The following is an 18,266-nucleotide window of genomic DNA, read 5'->3' on the forward strand; positions in this document are numbered from 1 at the left end:
ACGTAAATAATGACCGCATCTTCACTTAATTCACGAGAAAAACGCGCCGCTGTATCATTAGCGAGTGTGTTTGCATTTAGAATGCTCGGCTTGTTTATGCTGATGCCTGTATTGGCTATTTATGGACAATCGCTTGAAGGTTTTTCGCCTATTTGGATTGGTTTTGCCATTGGTGCGTATGGTTTAACGCAAGCTGTATTACAAATACCTATGGGCCGATTATCCGATAAAATTGGTCGTAAAAAGGTTATTGTAGGTGGCTTAATTGTATTTGCTATTGGATCGGTAGTGGCTGCATTAGCAGATTCTATTCAAATGGTTACGGTAGGCCGCGCTTTACAAGGTATGGGCGCAATAGCCAGTGCGCTACTCGCGTTTGCTTCAGATTTAAGCCGCGATGAGCAACGACCAAAAGTAATGGCTGTCATTGGTATGAGCATAGGAATGAGCTTTGCGTTTGCTATGTTATTGGGGCCAATTGTTGCAGCTTCGTGGGGCATTGCCGGCGTATTTTGGCTGACTGCTATTTTAGCTGTTTTTGGTATATTTATTGTTACTATGCTAGTGCCAAATGCGGTAAATAAAGCACCCAAAGGCGATACGTTAGCAAGCTTTAGTGATATTAAAAAACTAATTAAACACCCTCAGTTAGCGCGATTAAATGCAGGTGTGCTGCTATTGCATTTAACCCTAACCACAATCTTTGTGGTATTGCCGAGTCAACTCATTAAAGATGGCTTGGTTGCCGATCATCACTGGTATTTGTATATTCCAGTGTTGTTTTTAGCTTTTTTATTAATGGTCCCAATAATGATAGTGGCTATTAAAAAAGAGAAAGAAAAACAAGCATTTATTGGCTCAGTAGCCTTGTTAACTATAAGTATGTTAGCAATGTCGGCGTGGGTAAATAGCGTAGTAGGTATTGCTGTATGTATGCTACTTTATTTTGTAGCATTTAACTTTTTAGAAGCCACAATGCCTGCACTTGTATCGCGTATTGCACCTGCAAGCCAAAAAGGTTCAGCAATGGGGGGCTACTCATCTAGTCAGTTTTTAGGCGCCTTCTTAGGTGGTATGTTAGGCGGCTATGTAGCACAAACTACAACGACGCAAGCTGTGTTTGCGGCAGCGGCACTTGTTGGGTTAATATGGCTTATTATTGCGTGGAAAATGCAAGTCCCACCCAAAAGTAAAGTTATTAGTTTAATGACCAAATTAGATTCTGAAGAGCATGCTCAAACACTCGCTTCTCAGTTAGTTGCTTTACCAGGCGTAATAGAAGCAACTGTGGTTCGCGATGAAAATCGCAGCTATTTAAAGATTAATGATAAAGAATTTGACCTAGACCAAGCGCGTAAAGTCGCTGGTTTAATCTAACATTTATAGGAGATGGTTCCATGGCACGCGGTGTGAACAAAGTAATTTTGGTTGGTAATTTAGGGCAAGATCCTGAAGTTCGTTATATGCCTAACGGCAACGGTGTAGCAAATATTACCTTAGCAACTTCAGATAGCTATAAAGATAAAAACACTGGCCAAATGGTTGATAAAACTGAGTGGCACCGTGTTGTATTTTTTGGCAAGTTAGCTGAAATTGTTGGTGAATATTGTCGTAAAGGTTCACAAATTTATGTTGAAGGTAAACTTCAAACTCGTAAGTGGACCGATCAACAAGGCCAAGAAAAATACACTACAGAAATAGTTGTAGATGGCTTTACTGGTCAAATGCAAATGTTAGGCGCACGTGGTGGCGATCAGCAAAGTGGTGGTTACCAAGGTAATCAATCACAAGGTGGACAACAAGGTGGTGGTTACCAAGGTAATCAAGCGCAAGGTGGTCAACAAAGCGGTGGTTACGGTCAAAATAATCAAGGCCAAAATAACCAGCAACAAGGTGGTTATGCTCCACAACAGCAAACAGCACCAGCAGCGCAACCTCAGTCAGCGCCAGCACCACAACAAAATAATCAATACCAACAACCGCAAGGCGGCTTTGCACCACAACAAAATAGTGCACCGCAGCAACAAGGTGGTTTCGCTCCTAAACCACAAAATGCCCCACAAGGTGGTGCATCAAACCCAATGGAACCAACCATTGATTTTGACGACGATATCCCATTCTGACCTAAGACAAAATACAAAATGTTGAAAAAGTATTTTAAAGCCGCTTAATAGCGGCTTTTTTGTTTTTTTGAAAATTTAAACTTGCTGTGCTGCCTTGTGTTAATAGAAATTTTGAACAACACTTCAACTATTACATTAACGAGTGAGCAAGCTATGCAACAGGTAAGGCTGTGGTTCTTAAATCAATTCAAGGCGATTTATTTACTCTTTCTTGTACTGTCACTCATTGTGCTAAACTTGACCTTAAATAATGCATTGCATGATAAGGCTCACCGCTTAGGGCAGCAGTTTGTTAAGCAAATTTACGAACTACAAATAGACCCCACTATTGATTCCCAGATCGTTACAGCACTCGCTCAAAGTCGCGGTTTTATGCTCAAACTCGACCCATCTTCTGCTAGCTTTATACAGCCAGAGCGTGATGTTTTTTCTTATAAAACTCTCAATATAAGCTTATACCATTACCCGAGTTGGATTGTTGAAAGTTATCTATTTATATTGCTAAACCTTATTATTTTAGGGACTGCTCGTTGGTTTTATAAATGGCGAGATACTTTAAAGCCGTCACAGTTAAATTCACTTCAATATCTAATAGCGAAACCAAGTACGGCTGATGCAAAAAAAATAAAAAGTTTAATAAAACCATTAAAAAGCAGAGAGTTGAAAACTTTAGATAAGGAGGTTGTAACATGTCACAGTTTATATGTACTTATAAAATGTGATTGCAGATTTGATAAACATACTGATCAAGAAGCTAGTTTTAAAATTTTAATCATTAAAAGCTTTCCTGAGTTGCGGGAGTCATCTTTCAAACTATTGGATAATGGAAGCTTTGCTATAGCATTATTCAATGTGCCCATTATAGAGTTAGATCGGTATATAGATCGTTTACATCAACGTATTTTTTTATTATGCCAACAACATCAAAAAACGATTGTAAGAAAAAATATTAAAGTAGGCGCATGTGATTATTGTTTTGGGGATGATCAAACAAATGTTTATCAGTTAGCGAAATCGGCGCTTACGCTTTCCCAGTTTAGCCTATTGCAGCATTGCCATCGATTATCCTTAAGCGATAACCAAGAAAAAGGCATAACAAGCAAACAAATCGTTGAAAATATTAAAACAAATAAGTTTGTACTTTCTTTTCAACCTTTGTTTGATCTTACTGATGGTGACATTCTTCAGCATGAGGCAATTATTAAAGTTAGGCATAATACGCATGGCCTACTCGATGCTAAGCCATATATAACGCAGGTTAAAACGGCTAAAGACGCATTAATGATAGATAAAAGTATTTTGGCAAAAATTTTGAAGTTGGTAGTTACAGAAAGCTCATCCTTGACGGTTAGTATTAATTTACACCCTGACAATTGGCTCAGTACTCAGTTTTGGGGTTGGTTATCTGTATGTGTTGATGATTTAAAGTTAAGTAGTAAGTTACAATTTGAAATAAGTGATGACTATTTCTTTGCTCATAAAGCGGCAGTGATTAATGCATTTAGAGTCATTAAAAAAGATAGCGCTCATATCATCCTTGATAATGTTAATAGCAGTAAAAATATCCCGATGCTTATTAATTACAAAGAAGTCTGTGGATTAAAGCTCTCGTATCAATTAGTCCACCTAATTAATGAGAAAACTCAGCACCAAAAACAAATAAAAAGAATAATAAATGCAGGGAAATTATTAAATTTACCTGTATATGCTGTCGGTGTAGAAACTCAAAAAGAATTACTTACACTGACTAAGCTTGGTGTGGCCGCAGCACAAGGCTTTTATTTTTCTAGGCCTTTACAAGAATTGACTGAAGCCGTATTTCATTAAATAACCTGAGCTCTGGTTAAGATATTTACTAACGTATTGAATCATGGTGATATTTAAAGTTATTTTTTCTAGCCAAAGATTTTCAGTGAAAACAAGGCGAATTTATGCGTCAATAGGGGCCTATTGCAAGTATATTCAACGCAGTTAGCGCTGAAAGTAGCTGCTCGAGAGAGATTTATTATCCAGCGTTCAGGCTAAATCAGCCCTCGGTATTTTAGGCCGTTCAATCCTTGCAATCCACCGGTGTGTATTGCAATTATTTTACTGCCAGTTGGGAAGTAATCCTGCTCAATAAGCTGCCACAAGGCATGCATCATTTTTCCACTGTAAATTGGCTCTAAAGGTAAGTTGTGAGTGTTATTCATATATTGACAGAATTGCCAGAGTTCAGGGGTAAACTTACCATAACCTCCACCATGAAAATCAGTCACTAATTGCCAATTAGTTTGAGTCTTAGCTTTATTGCTTAGTTTACATATTTCACTTTTCAAGTATTCAGCCTGCTTAAGCACAGCTATACCAATAACTTGAGTTGTTAATTCACTGCCTTCAATGAGTCCTGCGAGTGTTCCGCCACTTCCCGTAGGGCAAACTAAATAGTCATGTTGAGGCAAGCTTTGCGCTAACTCAATGCAACCTTGTATGGCAAACTCATTTGTTCCTCCTTCAGGAATGATGTATGCATTTGGGAAGCGAGCTTGAATTTCTTTAAGATACTCAGGGTTATTACGTTGCCGATATTCAAGTCTATTAACTACGTGTAAATTCATCCCGCATTGCTGTGCAAATTGAATTGTGGGGTTATTGTTATCGAGTTCAGGACCTCTAACAATAACATGGGTGACTAAATTAAATTCTTTTCCTGCAGCAGCACAAGCATGAAGATGATTTGAAAAAGCACCTCCAAAAGTAAGTAATTCTGTTTTGTTTAGCTCTTGCATACGGGCTAAGTTATATTTTAACTTACGCCACTTATTGCCACTTATTTGTGGGTGAAGTAAATCGTCACGTTTTATACCTAAATAAATATCCCTCTCTTTTAGAAATGTCGTATTTATTTGTTGAATAGCATTATTTTCATTTATTTTTAACTGCGGAAAATTCATATTTTTTATCTGGGCGTGTTTTTGAACAAGAATAAGTAACCTAAACTTCTAGCATATTGAACCATAATGATATTTAAATTTATTTTCTCTAGTCAGAGATTTTCAACGCAGTTTGCGCTGAAAATAACAGTTTGAAATAGATTTAATATCCAGAGTTCAGATTAAGTATACAGTTGCTATCGCTACTTGCACAAATGAAGCTTTTGTCATGCCTATTCAATCGAGTGCAAAATTGTAAAGAATAAACATTACTAAAGATTCTTTTTAAAGATAATTACCCCTTGTTACGCAATTTTACTTGGGTTAATAAGTTACAAACTCGAACTCGATCCCAGCACTATTTTACGATTTGTCCGCTTTAGGAGAAATGATCGGGTTATTTACTGGCGTGGAGCACGGGAATAGTTGTAAACTAAGATAATAATTGAACAAAGCTTGTGTTTTGCGCCGCAAGTACATAGCATAAGACTTTAATTATAAAAAAAATAACGACCAAATAATTGCCGCTTTTTGGGACTAGAATATATGCGAATTGCTTCTTTATCTCTGCTAATTTCAGCTAGCTTATTAGCTAGTAGTGCATTTGCACAAGATACAGCCACTGTGACTGGAATTGAGTCTGAGATTAGTATTAAACAAACTGAATACGATAGCTCGACAAGAATACTTGATAAACACTTAAAAGAAGAAAATCAGTTACAAAGTCAACTTGAATTGCTTCGTTCACGCTCTACAGAGTTAGATAAAGAAAAAAACCAAGCTCTTGATGCGATGAATGAAATGTATCGCCGATTAATCGACGACCCGACACTTGATATTAGTGTGGCTCAATCGCGCTATCAAAAAGCGGTGGTCGATCATAAGCAAAATAAGAACGATATTTCTATGCAGTTGGCGGCAATTGCATCCCACCGTAAAGATATTGAACAAATTCGTGTTGCCAAGCATACACTTTTAAACACATTAGAGAGTTTAAAAGAGCAATTAACCACTGCGCGTGTTGAACGATTACGTAATGAGTTTACGCGTGAGGGTACATTAGAAGTAGATCACACTATAAATTGTAAGCGTACAGAAACGCTTGCAGCGTGTGAGCAGCGTGGCCAGCAAATGGGATTACAAAAAGCAACTAAGCGGTTTGTCGATCAAATATTTGTTAATTTAACCGAAGAGCGTTTAGTTGAGCCAAAGCGAAATATGGCGGGCGCTCAGGTGCAAATTTTAAGTAGCCATGTAGTAAGTAGTGCTTTTAGTGGACAAGGCAATTATAACGTTAATTTAAGTGTCACGATGCGCGGCGAAGTTAACAGCAGCCGTTTATGTAATTTACTAAGTATAGATAATCGCTATTGTTCTGAATACGGTACTCCGATGGCGACAACATATCAGCCAAGCTACCGCAGCAATACTTATTCAGATAGTCAGTTAACATTCAGTAATGACGCTGATAATAGTGCAGCCTCATCATCTGATTACGCGATGAAGTCGCTAACAATAGATAACAACATTAGTGCTGGGCAAGATGAAAACCAGTCAATTGAATTAACACTGCGTTCAAACGTATACGATGATGAAGTGTTTATTGATGGCGTAAGTTTTGGATCAACGCGCTTAGTGACTCGTTTACCAAGCGGTATTCACAATGTAGAAGTGCGTAAACTAGGTTATAAACCTTACCAAGTTAGAATCGACTTGAATAAAGCGCAAACTATTCATGCTAATTTAGTAAAAAAGTCTAAGTCGATTGCTGCACCGACATATACTCGTGAGCAACCAGAAGTCATTACTAGTCAAGTAAATGAAAATGTAAAAATATTAAATACAATCGTTGATGAGCCTGTTGTCATTATTCCTGCGGGAAAGTTTAAAATGGGCGATATTAACGGCAGTGGCTTAGCAAACGAACGCCCTGTTGTTGAAAAAACGATTGCAAACTCTTTTGCAATGCAAAGTAAAGAAGTAACCGTTGGCGCTTACGAGAAGTTTGTTTTAAACAGCGGCTATAAAACGCAAGCAGAGCAGGGCAAGGGGTGTGCGTACTATTTAAATGGTGAGCCGGTATGGGAAACTAATTTAAATTGGCGTAACCCAGGTTTTGATCAAGGTAATGATTTTCCAGTTGTATGTTTAACGTATAACGACGCAAAAGCCTACGCAGAATGGCTGTCGGGTCAAACAGGGCAACAATTTCGCTTACCGAATGAGGTTGAGTGGGAATATGCCGCACGATCAGGTACTGACACTGAGTACCCTTGGGGTAACGACATAGATAAAAACTTAGCTAACTGTGGTTGGTGTGGTAGTGAATGGTCAAATAAGCGTGCAGCACCTGTGGGCTCTTTTTCTCCCAATGCGTTTGGTTTATACGATACAGTTGGTAATGTGTGGGAATGGACTGACAAAGAGTCAGGAGAATCTGATGTTGCAGTTAGAGGTGGGGCGTGGAATTTTGCTCCAAGTCTTGCTCGAGCGTCAACGCGCTTAATTTTGACCCCTGATTTTAGAGCAAATTACATTGGTTTTCGCTTAATGCGAGAACGATAATTTATAAAAGGAAGCCTCTATTTTTAGTTTGAATTTTAAAATCTAAAAATTAGAGTGCCGTTAATACAAAATATTTCAAAGGTCATCCAGCCTCATGTTTAAAAAACTCCGTGGTATTTTTTCTAACGATCTATCGATCGACTTGGGTACAGCCAATACCCTGATTTACGTTAAAGAAGAAGGTATTGTACTAAATGAACCTTCAGTAGTTGCGATTCGCCAAGAGCGTGCTGGTGGGCCTAAAAGTGTTGCATCTGTAGGCACAGAAGCAAAGCAAATGTTAGGCCGAACACCTGGTAATATTAAAGCCATTCGCCCGATGAAAGACGGTGTTATTGCTGACTTTTATGTAACAGAAAAGATGTTACAACACTTCATTAAGCAAGTGCATAATAATAACTTTATGCGACCTAGCCCACGTGTATTAATTTGTGTACCGTGTGGGGCTACTCAAGTTGAAAAACGCGCAATACGTGAATCTGCAATGGGCGCGGGTGCACGCGAAGTTTACTTAATTGAAGAGCCAATGGCAGCAGCTATTGGCGCAGGCCTACCAGTATCAGAAGCAACCGGTTCTATGGTTGTTGATATTGGCGGTGGTACAACTGAAGTGGCTATTATTTCACTCAATGGTGTTGTTTACTCATCATCTGTTCGTATTGGTGGAGACAAATTTGATGAAGCAATTATTAATTATGTGCGCCGTAACTTTGGCAGCTTAATTGGTGAAGCGACAGCAGAAAATATTAAACACCAAATCGGTTCTGCGTTTAAAACAGATGAGCCAATTGAAATTGAAGTACGCGGTCGTAACCTTGCTGAAGGTGTGCCGCGTTCATTTACACTTAACTCACACGAAATATTAGAAGCATTACAAGAGCCATTAATGGGTATTGTAAGTGCTGTTATGGTAGCTCTTGAGCAATCTCCGCCAGAGCTCGCATCAGATATTTCTGCACACGGCATGGTTTTAACTGGCGGTGGTGCATTACTAAAAGATTTAGACCGTTTATTAATGGAAGAAACAGGTATTCCGGTTGTTGTTGCTGATGATCCTCTAACGTGTGTAGCACGTGGTGGTGGTAAAGCACTTGAAATGATTGATGTTCATGGTGGTGACGTTTTTAGTTACGATTAATGAAATCAATGTTTGAAAGAACCGCGTCTTTACAACTGCGACTTTTTGTCGCAGTGTTTTTGAGTATCGTACTCATAGCAGGTGATAGGTATACACAAGGCAGTACGATTATTCGTACCAGCCTAAATACGCTTGTAAGCCCATTAATCTATGTTGCTAACTTACCTTATGAATTATTTAGTCTAAGCGCTAAAAGTTTACATACGCGCGATCAACTGCTTACTGAAAATGAAGCACTGAAGAAAAAGCAAATGTTACAAAGTGAGCAGCTTCAGCAGTATCAGTACCTAGCCAGAGAAAATCAAAAATTACGTGCATTATTAGGCTCATCAGCAAAGCAATCTAACCGAAAAATAATTGCCCAAGTACTTTCTGTCCATTCAAACCCATATAGTCATCAAGTCGTTATAAATCGAGGCACAACCGATGGACTCAGTGAAGGTCAAGCTGTCATTGATGAAATGGGCGTTGTAGGTCAGCTAACAAAAGTGGGCTCAACCACATCACGTGTATTGTTAATGACTGATACGACTCATGCTACACCAGTGCGTATTTTGCGTAATGACGTGCGTACCGTGGTCGAAGGGATCGGAAAAATTAACGTGGTTAAGCTGTCGCATGTACCACATAGTTTAGACGTACGTATTGGCGATATATTAGTAACTTCAGGCCTAGGTGCAACGTTTCCCGAAGGTTATCCTGTTGCAGTAATCACCGAAATTAATCGTGATGAAGGGCGTCCGTTTGCACAAGTTTATGCCGAGCCAATTGCACAATTAGATCGTGTCCGTTTATTAGTTATTTTGTGGCGAAACGAACAGGAGCGCTTAAATAATGATTAGCCGTTATTCATTATTAATTGCACTAAGCATATTTTTTGCTTTGATAATGGCGCTCATGCCGTTGCCATTTTCGTTCGAACCATTTCGCCCTGATTGGGTATTACTGGTATTAATGTACTGGTCTCTTGCAGCGCCACATCGTTTAAATATTGGTACGGCATGGGTGGTTGGTCTATTAATTGACTTAGCATCTGGCTCGCCGCTTGGCGTTAACTCGTTAACCTATTCAATCTGTATTTTTGTAACGGCTAGTAATTTTCAAAAAATCCGCAATTTTTCTTTGTGGCAACAAAGCTTATTAATTGGTTTATTTTTAACGCTTTATCATCTAATGCAGTTTTGGTTAAATCACTTTTTACTGGGTGTTTACTTTAATCCACAATATTTATGGCCAGTTTTAACCGGCATGTTAAGTTGGTTTTGGGTCTTTTTATTACTTCGTAAATATCGCAGACATTTTAGGATTAGGTAAATGACTACCGCAGTATATTTGGCATCAGCCTCTCCCCGTCGTAAAGAATTACTAGCTCAGCTAGGTATCGAGTTTTCGCAGTTTAGTGTTGACGCAGACGAAAGCCAGTTGCCTAATGAGCAACCACAGAAGTATGTAGAGCGCTTAGCGCGTTTAAAAGCAAAAACAGGTGTTGAGCTTGGCTATATTGACCGTCCAGTGCTAGGCAGTGATACGGTTGTTGTGATTGATAACGAGTCTTTATGTAAGCCTTTGGACGAAGCTGACTTTACACAAACGTTAAAGCGCTTGTCGGGTAAAACACATCAAGTGTTAACGGCAGTTGCTTTTGCTACACAAGAAAAAATATTGAGTTGTGTTGTAACAACAGACGTTACTTTTAAAGACCTCACCGATGAAGAAATAAAAGCTTATTGGCTAAGTGGCGAGCCACAAGACAAAGCCGGTGGTTATGGTATACAGGGTTTAGGCGGTCGCTTTGTTACCCATATTTCGGGTAGCTATTTTTGTGTAGTAGGCTTACCTTTATATGAGACCGAACAATTATTACAAGCATTCTTAAGAAGGTAACATGAGTACAGAATTACTGATCAATGTCACGCCAAGCGAAAGCCGTGTTGCCCTAATAGAAAACGGCGTATTACAAGAAATTCAATTAGAACGAATAGGTAACCTAGGTATTGTAGGTAACATTTATTTAGGAAAAATAAGCCGTGTTTTGCCTGGTATGCAAGCGGCTTTTGTTGATATCGGTCTTGAAAAAGCGGCATTTTTACATGCATCAGATATTGTCAACAGTGCATCTATTGTTGAAGGGGTCGACGACGTACCAATAAAAAAAGTACAAGATATTAGAGAGTTAGTTCGCCAAGGCCAATTCATAATGGTGCAGGTGGTAAAAGATCCTCTGGGTACTAAAGGTGCTAGGCTTACTACTGATATAACGATACCTTCTCGATACTTAGTTTTTATGCCTGATGCGACTCATGTTGGTGTTAGTCAGCGCATAGAAACCGAAGAAGAGCGTTCGCGCCTTAAAAAAATTGTTGCTGAATATGGTGACGAAAATGGCAGTTTTATTGTTCGCACTGCTGCAGAAGGTGCTAGTGAAGCTGAATTACGGCACGATGCCGGCTTTTTAAGAAAGCTCTGGGAGAGAATAACATCCCGTCGTAAAAAAACGAGCAAAGCCAGTATATTACATGAAGATCTGACGCTTACCTTTAGAACGCTACGAGATTATGTCGGTGAAGACATGGAGCGTATTCGTGTTGATTCAAAACTCACTTACCAAGAATTAAAACTATTTACCGAAGAATTTGTACCACAATTGTCGCAAGTCTTGGAGTATTACCCAGGTGAACGGCCAATTTTTGATTTATTTGATGTTGAAAATGAAATCCAAAAAGCGCTACATCGCAAAGTTACGTTAAAGTCGGGTGGCTATATCATTATTGATCAAACCGAAGCGATGACTACGGTTGATGTAAATACTGGCGCGTTTGTGGGTCATAGAAATTTAGAAGAAACCATTTTTAATACCAATGTTGAGGCTACTTCAGCCATAGCTCGCCAACTTAGGTTACGTAATTTAGGCGGTATTATTATTATCGACTTTATTGACATGGTAAGCGAGGATCACAAACGTCGAGTGCTTCATTCACTTGAAGCTGCTTTATCACAAGATCGAACCAAAACAAACATTAACGGACTCTCAGCACTTGGCTTGGTAGAGATGACTCGTAAGCGTACCCGTGAAAGTTTAGAGCATATTTTATGTGATGTATGCCCTGCCTGTTCAGGTCGCGGTTCGCAAAAAACGGTTGAAACAGTTTGCTACGAAATATTACGCGAAATAGTCCGCGTTAACCGAGCTTATGCGGCAGATAAATTTATGGTTTATGCCGCACCTGCTGTAAGCGAAGCTTTACTCAATGATGAATATCATAACCTTGCGGAACTTGAACTGTTTATAGGTAAGCAAGTACATATTCAAACCGAAAGTTTGTACAGCCAAGAACAGTTTGATGTGGTGATGATGTAATGAAGGTAAAAGCGGCCTGTTTTTTTTGTTTTAGAAAGTTATGGCAAACTTGTGCCATCACTTTAGTGTTACTGGCCGTTATTGTCTCTATTTTAAAATATACACTTCCCTATGCAAACGATTACAAAAGCAATATTGAAACCTACCTATATGATAAGTTTGCAATAAGCCTGTCAATTGGCGCAATTTCGGCGAGCTGGCAGGGCAGTGGGCCTGCTCTAGTACTTGAAAACTTATCGTTTAAAGATAACGAAACTGCGCCTATATCACTCACCATAGCCAAAACAAGCTTAGAGCTTAACTTGTGGGAAAGCTTAAAAACGCTGCAATTTAAATCTAACTATTTTGTTATTAATGGTTTTCATACCAGCGTCAATATGGCTAATTTATTTAATAGTAACGAGACTGAAGAGGTTTCGTTTGAACAAAAAGAATTAATAGAAGAGCTTTTTTTAGGTGAAACAGGCCATTTTGCAGTAGAAAACTCGAGCATTAACTTTGTGCTAGAAGATGGCACAGAGCGGAAATTGTTGCTCAAAAATATCACTTGGCAAAACGAAGAAAACCAGCATTTAGGCAGTGGCACCTTAGCTTTACCCGGGATTTCAGTGGGCAATTTTGATGCACGCATTGCACTTACTGGTGAAACAATTGAGCAAGTGGCGGGTGATATATATGTGCAAGCAAATAAAGTTGATGTGTCTAATTTGTTATCGCAATACATTAACACTGAAAAGCAGCAATTAAGTAGCGATATAAATTTACAGGCGTGGCTTAAGCTTGAAAAAGGGCTTGTAAGTGATATAAAAATGCAATGGTTACCTAGCTTTGTTCGATGGAAAAGTGCAGAGCAAAATCAGCAAGTAAGTTTGAGTGAAGGCGGCTTTCATTTATATCCAGAGCAAAACAGCTGGCACTTAAAAAGCACTGGTTTAACATTTAATAGTAATAAAACAACGTGGCCAAGTTTAAAATTTGAAGCGCAACTAGGTACTCAAAAGCAACTATGGTTAGAGCAAGTTGATTTGGGGTTACTTGCTAATTTAGCGGAACTTACACGTTTTGATGCACTTAAACCATTTTTAAATCGACAACCTAGCGGTCAAATAAAACAAGCTTATGTCAGTTTTAATAATGCACAGCAATGGCAGTTATGGTTCGAGGCGAACGAGATTGGCTGGCAAGAATTGGATTCAATACCAGCAGTGCAAGGGTTGCGTGTAAACGGTTTAGTTAACCAAAGCCGCGGTCGTATTTCATTGTTTGGCGAAAACGGTACATTGGTTACAGGCGACAGCTTTAGTAATGATATAGCTTACAACCAGCTTAATATTGTGCTTGATTTAGCTAAGCAAAATGATAGCTGGCATATCAGCAGTGATAATATTTGGTTTGATAACAACGAAGTGACATTAGTTGCCGAGATGGCACTGAGCTTAGGTAAAACCCCCCGCTTAGATTTATATGCAGAAGCGTTCGCACCAGATGCGAGCATTGCAGGTAATTATTTTCCGCTTAAAGCGATGAGCTCAGAACTTGTTAGCTATCTAAATGGTGCAATTAAAGGTGGCGAAATAGCCAAAGCGCAGATTTTATTTGCCGGACCTGTATCGGGATTTCCATTTGCTGATGGTTCAGGTCAGTTTAATGTATTGGCACAAATAGATAATGCAACCTATGAATTTGATCCTGATTGGCCAACTGTTACTGATGCAAATGTTGCTCTGCATTTTGCTAATGAACGTATGTATATATATAGTCAGCAGGGCAAACTAGTAAATTTAGACATAGGCAGCAGCGTAAAAGTAAGCATTGCCGATTTGATGAATGCTGACGAAGTTATTGTACAAATAGATAAAAAAGCACCAATGGAAAAGTTGCATGATTTTTTTGCAGCCACTCCTATTGCCAATCCTCTTGCTGAGATTTTTACTGTTGTGCAAGGCAAAGGAGAGGCACAAGCCAGTATTGAGTTATTAATTGGCTCTAAGTTTGAAGATGGTGCAAGTGTGAGTGGCAAAGTTGATTTAAGTAATCTGCCAGTATTCATTGCGACTCCAGGTATTGATCTTAAAAACCTAAGTGGTGAACTTAGTTTTAAAAACGACAATATCACACTTCAAAATGCTACAGCTACGTGGCTTGGTATGCCATTAAATATTAACTACAGCAGTAAAAGTGATGCTAAAAATTACCAAGTAAATATAGATATTAATGCGCAACTTGACGCCAATACCTTAATAGCACGCGGACAAGGTATTTTAAAAGATTACCTTAAGGGTCAAAGTGATATTGATATTGGTTTAGTCCTTAACTTTACCGAGCAAGGTTTTAATTATCGTGCACAGGTAACTTCAGAACTACTTGGTTTAACGAGCAACTTACCAGCACCTTATAATAAAACGAGTGAACAAATATGGGCACTTGATGCTGTTGTGCAAGGCGATGAAATTTCAAATCTTATTACAGCAAATGCAAATCAGCAATTTTACTTTAATGCTATTTTAGAAAATAATAAGTCGCAATTTAGCAATGCTCATTTTGTACTGGGTAAACAAGATTTAGGGCTTAGCCCAAAAGATTTAAGCGTTAATATTAATCTCGAGCAAACAGAGTTAGTCCCGTGGATTGATCTTATTGATCAAATAATTGATGCAGCAAAAGACGATCCAAATAGCCAATCATCAGGCATTATGCCGCCGCTAAATAAGGTCGTTGCAAATATAGGTACTTTTAATGCAAGTAGTATTGTATTTAATGACTTTGAAATGCAGTTGGCACCTACGCAAAGTGATTTTTCTCTAAAATTAAACGCAAAAGAGTTGCGTGCTGGTGTATTTATTCCTACCTCCCAGCCGAGTCAGCCAATACGTATTAATGCTGATTATTTAAGACTTAACTTTGCACAGAGAATCCAACAAGAGCTAGATACCAAGGATGCAGAACTCGACGAAGATTTAAGTTGGTTAACTAAAGTGCCGGCAATAGAGTTTGAATGTAGTGACTGTAAAATATCTCATTATCAATTAGATAAAGTAAGTGCCTCGCTATTAGGTGATGGCAAGCGACTTGTTATTTCTGAACTCGTTGTTGATAAAGGCGACCATATACTGCGAACCAAAGGACAATGGGAAAATGGTTTAACTAATCTTAATGGCGAGCTTAAAAGTGATGATGTAGGTGCCTTGTTTGATGAGTTTGATATAACTACAGCGATTAAAGATTCTAAAACAAACATTAATTATAATTTAGGGTGGCAAGGCGCTCCTTATGACTTTGATGTTGCAAGTTTAAGTGGTGAAATACAGTGGGATTTAGGAGAAGGGCATTTAACTGAAGTTAGTGATGGCGGTGCTCGGGTATTTTCATTATTGAGCCTGGATTCGTTGGTACGTAAGCTAAAGCTGGATTTTAGAGATGTTTTTTCAAAAGGTTTTTTTTATAACAGCATGCAAGGCTCTATGCAGCTAGAAAATGGCATCGCATATACTAAAGATACTAAAATGGATGGTGTACCTGCTGATCTAACCATTAAGGGCTACGCAAACTTAAACACCCTTGATATAAATTACGACCTTGCTGTCGCACCACAAGTAACGTCGAGTATTCCGGTTATTGTTGCTTGGATGGTGAATCCAGTAACAGGGCTTGCGGCGCTAGCACTTGATAAAGTTATTCATTCAGCGAATGTTATTTCAGAAATTAATTTTAAAGTAACAGGGAAAATGAACGATCCTGTTGTGCAGGAGCTTGACAGAAAAAGCCGTGAAGTTACGTTACCACAAGCAGCGCAAAATCAGCCCCAAACATCAACAGAGTTAACGCTTAAAAATACTGATGTAAAAACAGCCAATGAATAATACCGAGAGCCTTAAAACACCTACAATAGTTGCTGTGCAAATGTGCTCAACGCTAAATGCTGATGAAAACATGGCAAGCTTAAAGTGCGTGTTGAAAACATTACCAGCAACCAGGCCATTGCTTGTTTGTTTACCTGAGGCTTTTTTAGTCTTTAGCAAAAGTGGCCACGATACGCTCGTTGTTGCTAAGAAAGTTGAACAATACAAACTGCAACTTAGTAAATTGTGTAAACTTCATAATATTTGGTTAAATGCAGGCACAATGCCAGAGCCGTTTAATGAAAATAAATATTATGCAGCGTCGCACTTATTCAATAACCAAGGCGAGCTAGTTGCAACGTATAACAAAATACATTTGTTTGATGTAAACATTGATGACAAAACAGGAAACTACCGAGAGTCAGATTTTACTCAAGCAGGTAGCGATGTGGTGGTGGTTGAGTCTCCCTTTGGCCAAATAGGTTTAACAGTATGTTATGATCTGCGCTTTAGTGGCTTATTCAACGAACTAGTACGCCAAGGCGCGGATATTATTTTAGTACCGAGTGCTTTTACTGTACCAACAGGGCAAGCACACTGGCAACCGCTATTAGCAGCTCGCGCAATAGAAACACAATGTTATGTAGTTGCAGCAGCTCAGTACGGTATACATGAAAATGGCCGACAAACATATGGTCACAGTATTATTGTTTCACCTTGGGGAAACATCCTAAGTGAATTGCCAACAGGCACCGGTTTTATAAGCTGCAACGCAGATTTAGACCAGTTACAAAAAATTAGACGAGATATGCCAGTGCAATCTCATCAACGATTTAGAGAGCATTTATTATGAATTCGGTTGAACAGCATTTACTACACGACAGCCAGCTAAATAGAGAAGAGCTCGAAAAAACGCTCGCTTACATACATCAGCATAAAGTGGATTACGCTGACTTATATTTTCAATCAAGCCACCACGAATCGTGGGTGCTTGAAGACGGGCTTGTAAAAGAAGGTTCTTACAATGTTGAGCGTGGTGTTGGTGTGCGTGCTGTAAGCGGCGAAAAAACAGGTTTTTCTTACTCTGATGCAATAAATCTTGAAGCACTAAATAAAGCTGCAACAGCAGCGCGTAGCATTGCAGATGCAGGTGAAGATAGAGCGATTAAAGTATTTAGCGATGTTAAAGCCAAAGAGCAGTTTGCACCACATCAGCCAATTTCTAGTATGAGCGATACCGACAAGGTCAACTTATTACGCGAACTTGAAAACTATATTCGTGAACTAGCACCCGATGCAGAGCAAGTAATTAGTTCAATGTCTGCGGTATACGAAGAAGTATTAATCGCGGCAAGTGATGGCACGTTTGCCACCGATATTCGCCCGCTTATTCGTTTAAACTGCTCGGTACTGCTTGAAAAAGAGGGTCGCCGTGAGCGCGGTGGCGCAGGCGGTGGTGCACGTTTAGACTATGGTTATTTTAAAGAACTTGTTGATGGTAAACCACGTTGGATGGAATTTGCCGAAGAAGCAGTGCGCCAAGCAAAAGTAAACCTTGAAGCAATTGATGCCCCTGCTGGTACTATGGAAGTTGTACTTGGTAATGGTTGGCCTGGCGTGCTTTTACACGAAGCTGTAGGGCATGGACTTGAAGGTGACTTTAACCGCAAAGGTGCATCTGCATTTAGCGGTAAAGTTGGCCAAAAAGTAGCGTCTGAACTATGTACAGTGGTTGATGATGGTACAATGGCTGATCGCCGAGGGTCGCTTAACGTAGATGACGAAGGCACACCTGCAGCTTACAATGTACTGATCGAAAAAGGTATTTTAAAAGGCTATATGCAAGATAAGCTAAACGCGCGTTTAATGGGTGTAAATCCTACAGGTAACGCACGTCGCGAGTCTTACGCGCATTTACCTATGCCTCGCATGACCAATACTTACATGTTAGGTGGAGAGCACAGCCAGGCCGATATTATCAGCAGCGTTAAAAAAGGGGTATTCGCGCCTAACTTTGGCGGCGGGCAAGTAGATATAACCTCAGGTAAGTTTGTATTTAGCGCATCAGAAGCGTATTTAATCGAAAATGGTAAAATTACTCAGCCGATTAAAGGCGCAACACTTATTGGTAATGGCCCAGAAGTAATGCAGCAAATATCGATGGTTGGTAACGACTTAGCACTTGATAAAGGTGTTGGTGTTTGTGGTAAAGATGGTCAAAGCGTACCGGTAGGCGTTGGTCAGCCAAGTCTTAAAATTGATAATCTAACCGTTGGTGGTACAGCTTAACTTTTGTAAGTATCATATAGCCTCAAAATTACAACCTTGAAA

At 39.3% G+C, this 18,266-nt stretch carries 13 protein-coding genes; 12 read left to right on the forward strand and 1 reads right to left on the reverse strand.

The window, feature by feature from the left end:
- The first annotated feature begins 9 nt into the window (after positions 1 to 9).
- The 3 genes from PALI_RS13735 to PALI_RS13745 all read left to right on the forward strand — a co-directional run bounded on the left by PALI_RS13735 (position 10) and on the right by PALI_RS13745 (position 3,950).
- Positions 10 to 1,377, forward strand: coding sequence for an MFS transporter (locus PALI_RS13735; protein ID WP_193156186.1), 1,368 nt, complete (start codon positions 10 to 12; stop codon positions 1,375 to 1,377).
- A 20-nt stretch (positions 1,378 to 1,397) separates the two neighbouring features.
- Entirely contained in the window at positions 1,398 to 2,123 is a 726-nt protein-coding gene (gene ssb / locus PALI_RS13740) for a single-stranded DNA-binding protein (RefSeq protein ID WP_193156187.1), read from the forward strand.
- A 498-nt stretch (positions 2,124 to 2,621) separates the two neighbouring features.
- Entirely contained in the window at positions 2,622 to 3,950 is a 1,329-nt protein-coding gene (locus PALI_RS13745) for an EAL domain-containing protein (protein WP_226894553.1), read from the forward strand.
- Positions 3,951 to 4,144: 194 nt separating this feature from the next.
- Here PALI_RS13745 and PALI_RS13750 read toward each other — a convergent pair whose 3' ends face one another.
- Positions 4,145 to 5,056 (reverse strand): 1-aminocyclopropane-1-carboxylate deaminase/D-cysteine desulfhydrase, encoded by a 912-nt coding sequence (locus PALI_RS13750; RefSeq protein ID WP_193156188.1) that lies wholly within the window; start codon positions 5,054 to 5,056, stop codon positions 4,145 to 4,147.
- 525 nt (positions 5,057 to 5,581) lie between these two features.
- On the opposite strand from PALI_RS13750, the gene PALI_RS13755 reads away from it, so the two are divergent.
- The 9 genes from PALI_RS13755 (at position 5,582) to tldD (ending at position 18,224) form a co-directional block, all read left to right on the forward strand.
- The gene (locus tag PALI_RS13755) at positions 5,582 to 7,600 is read left to right on the forward strand and encodes an SUMF1/EgtB/PvdO family nonheme iron enzyme (RefSeq protein WP_193156189.1); all 2,019 of its coding nucleotides are present in this window, start codon (positions 5,582 to 5,584) and stop codon (positions 7,598 to 7,600) included.
- A 94-nt stretch (positions 7,601 to 7,694) separates the two neighbouring features.
- Positions 7,695 to 8,738 carry a rod shape-determining protein gene (locus PALI_RS13760; protein ID WP_002958401.1) on the forward strand — a complete coding sequence of 348 codons (1,044 nt, stop codon included), beginning with the start codon at positions 7,695 to 7,697 and terminating at the stop codon, positions 8,736 to 8,738.
- Positions 8,738 to 9,580: a rod shape-determining protein MreC gene (gene mreC / locus PALI_RS13765; RefSeq protein WP_171037454.1), complete on the forward strand. Its 843-nt coding sequence runs from the start codon at positions 8,738 to 8,740 to the stop codon at positions 9,578 to 9,580. The genes PALI_RS13760 and mreC overlap by 1 nt, the downstream gene beginning before the upstream one ends.
- Entirely contained in the window at positions 9,573 to 10,052 is a 480-nt protein-coding gene (gene mreD, locus PALI_RS13770; protein WP_077536168.1) for a rod shape-determining protein MreD, read from the forward strand. The genes mreC and mreD overlap by 8 nt, the downstream gene beginning before the upstream one ends.
- Positions 10,053 to 10,622 carry a Maf family protein gene (locus PALI_RS13775; RefSeq protein WP_138584338.1) on the forward strand — a complete coding sequence of 190 codons (570 nt, stop codon included), beginning with the start codon at positions 10,053 to 10,055 and terminating at the stop codon, positions 10,620 to 10,622. It begins immediately after the preceding gene.
- Position 10,623: 1 nt separating this feature from the next.
- A complete protein-coding gene (rng, locus tag PALI_RS13780) occupies positions 10,624 to 12,096 on the forward strand; it encodes a ribonuclease G (RefSeq protein WP_077536165.1) in 1,473 nt (490 codons plus the stop codon).
- On the forward strand, positions 12,096 to 15,956 hold the full coding sequence (locus PALI_RS13785) for a YhdP family protein (protein WP_193156190.1): 3,861 nt from the start codon (positions 12,096 to 12,098) through the stop codon (positions 15,954 to 15,956). Before rng ends, PALI_RS13785 begins: the two co-directional genes overlap by 1 nt.
- The gene (locus tag PALI_RS13790) at positions 15,949 to 16,788 is read left to right on the forward strand and encodes a carbon-nitrogen hydrolase family protein (RefSeq protein ID WP_138584336.1); all 840 of its coding nucleotides are present in this window, start codon (positions 15,949 to 15,951) and stop codon (positions 16,786 to 16,788) included. The genes PALI_RS13785 and PALI_RS13790 overlap by 8 nt, the downstream gene beginning before the upstream one ends.
- Entirely contained in the window at positions 16,785 to 18,224 is a 1,440-nt protein-coding gene (tldD, locus tag PALI_RS13795) for a metalloprotease TldD (protein WP_138584335.1), read from the forward strand. Before PALI_RS13790 ends, tldD begins: the two co-directional genes overlap by 4 nt.
- Positions 18,225 to 18,266: the final 42 nt, after the last annotated feature.

The sequence above is a fragment of the Pseudoalteromonas aliena SW19 genome (assembly GCF_014905615.1).
GTDB lineage: Bacteria > Pseudomonadota > Gammaproteobacteria > Enterobacterales > Alteromonadaceae > Pseudoalteromonas > Pseudoalteromonas aliena.

Bases quoted from the DNA above. Each gene is read 5' to 3' on its own strand.
- mreC (WP_171037454.1), top strand. From the start codon at position 8,738: ATGAAATCAATGTTTGAAAGAACCGCGTCTTTACAACTGCGACTTTTT.
- PALI_RS13735 (WP_193156186.1), top strand. From the start codon at position 10: ATGACCGCATCTTCACTTAATTCACGAGAAAAACGCGCCGCTGTATCA.
- PALI_RS13775 (WP_138584338.1), top strand. From the start codon at position 10,053: ATGACTACCGCAGTATATTTGGCATCAGCCTCTCCCCGTCGTAAAGAA.
- rng (WP_077536165.1), top strand. From the start codon at position 10,624: ATGAGTACAGAATTACTGATCAATGTCACGCCAAGCGAAAGCCGTGTT.
- PALI_RS13790 (WP_138584336.1), top strand. From the start codon at position 15,949: ATGAATAATACCGAGAGCCTTAAAACACCTACAATAGTTGCTGTGCAA.
- mreD (WP_077536168.1), top strand. From the start codon at position 9,573: ATGATTAGCCGTTATTCATTATTAATTGCACTAAGCATATTTTTTGCT.
- PALI_RS13785 (WP_193156190.1), top strand. From the start codon at position 12,096: ATGAAGGTAAAAGCGGCCTGTTTTTTTTGTTTTAGAAAGTTATGGCAA.
- PALI_RS13760 (WP_002958401.1), top strand. From the start codon at position 7,695: ATGTTTAAAAAACTCCGTGGTATTTTTTCTAACGATCTATCGATCGAC.
- PALI_RS13755 (WP_193156189.1), top strand. From the start codon at position 5,582: ATGCGAATTGCTTCTTTATCTCTGCTAATTTCAGCTAGCTTATTAGCT.
- ssb (WP_193156187.1), top strand. From the start codon at position 1,398: ATGGCACGCGGTGTGAACAAAGTAATTTTGGTTGGTAATTTAGGGCAA.
- PALI_RS13750 (WP_193156188.1), bottom strand. From the start codon at position 5,056: ATGAATTTTCCGCAGTTAAAAATAAATGAAAATAATGCTATTCAACAA.
- tldD (WP_138584335.1), top strand. From the start codon at position 16,785: ATGAATTCGGTTGAACAGCATTTACTACACGACAGCCAGCTAAATAGA.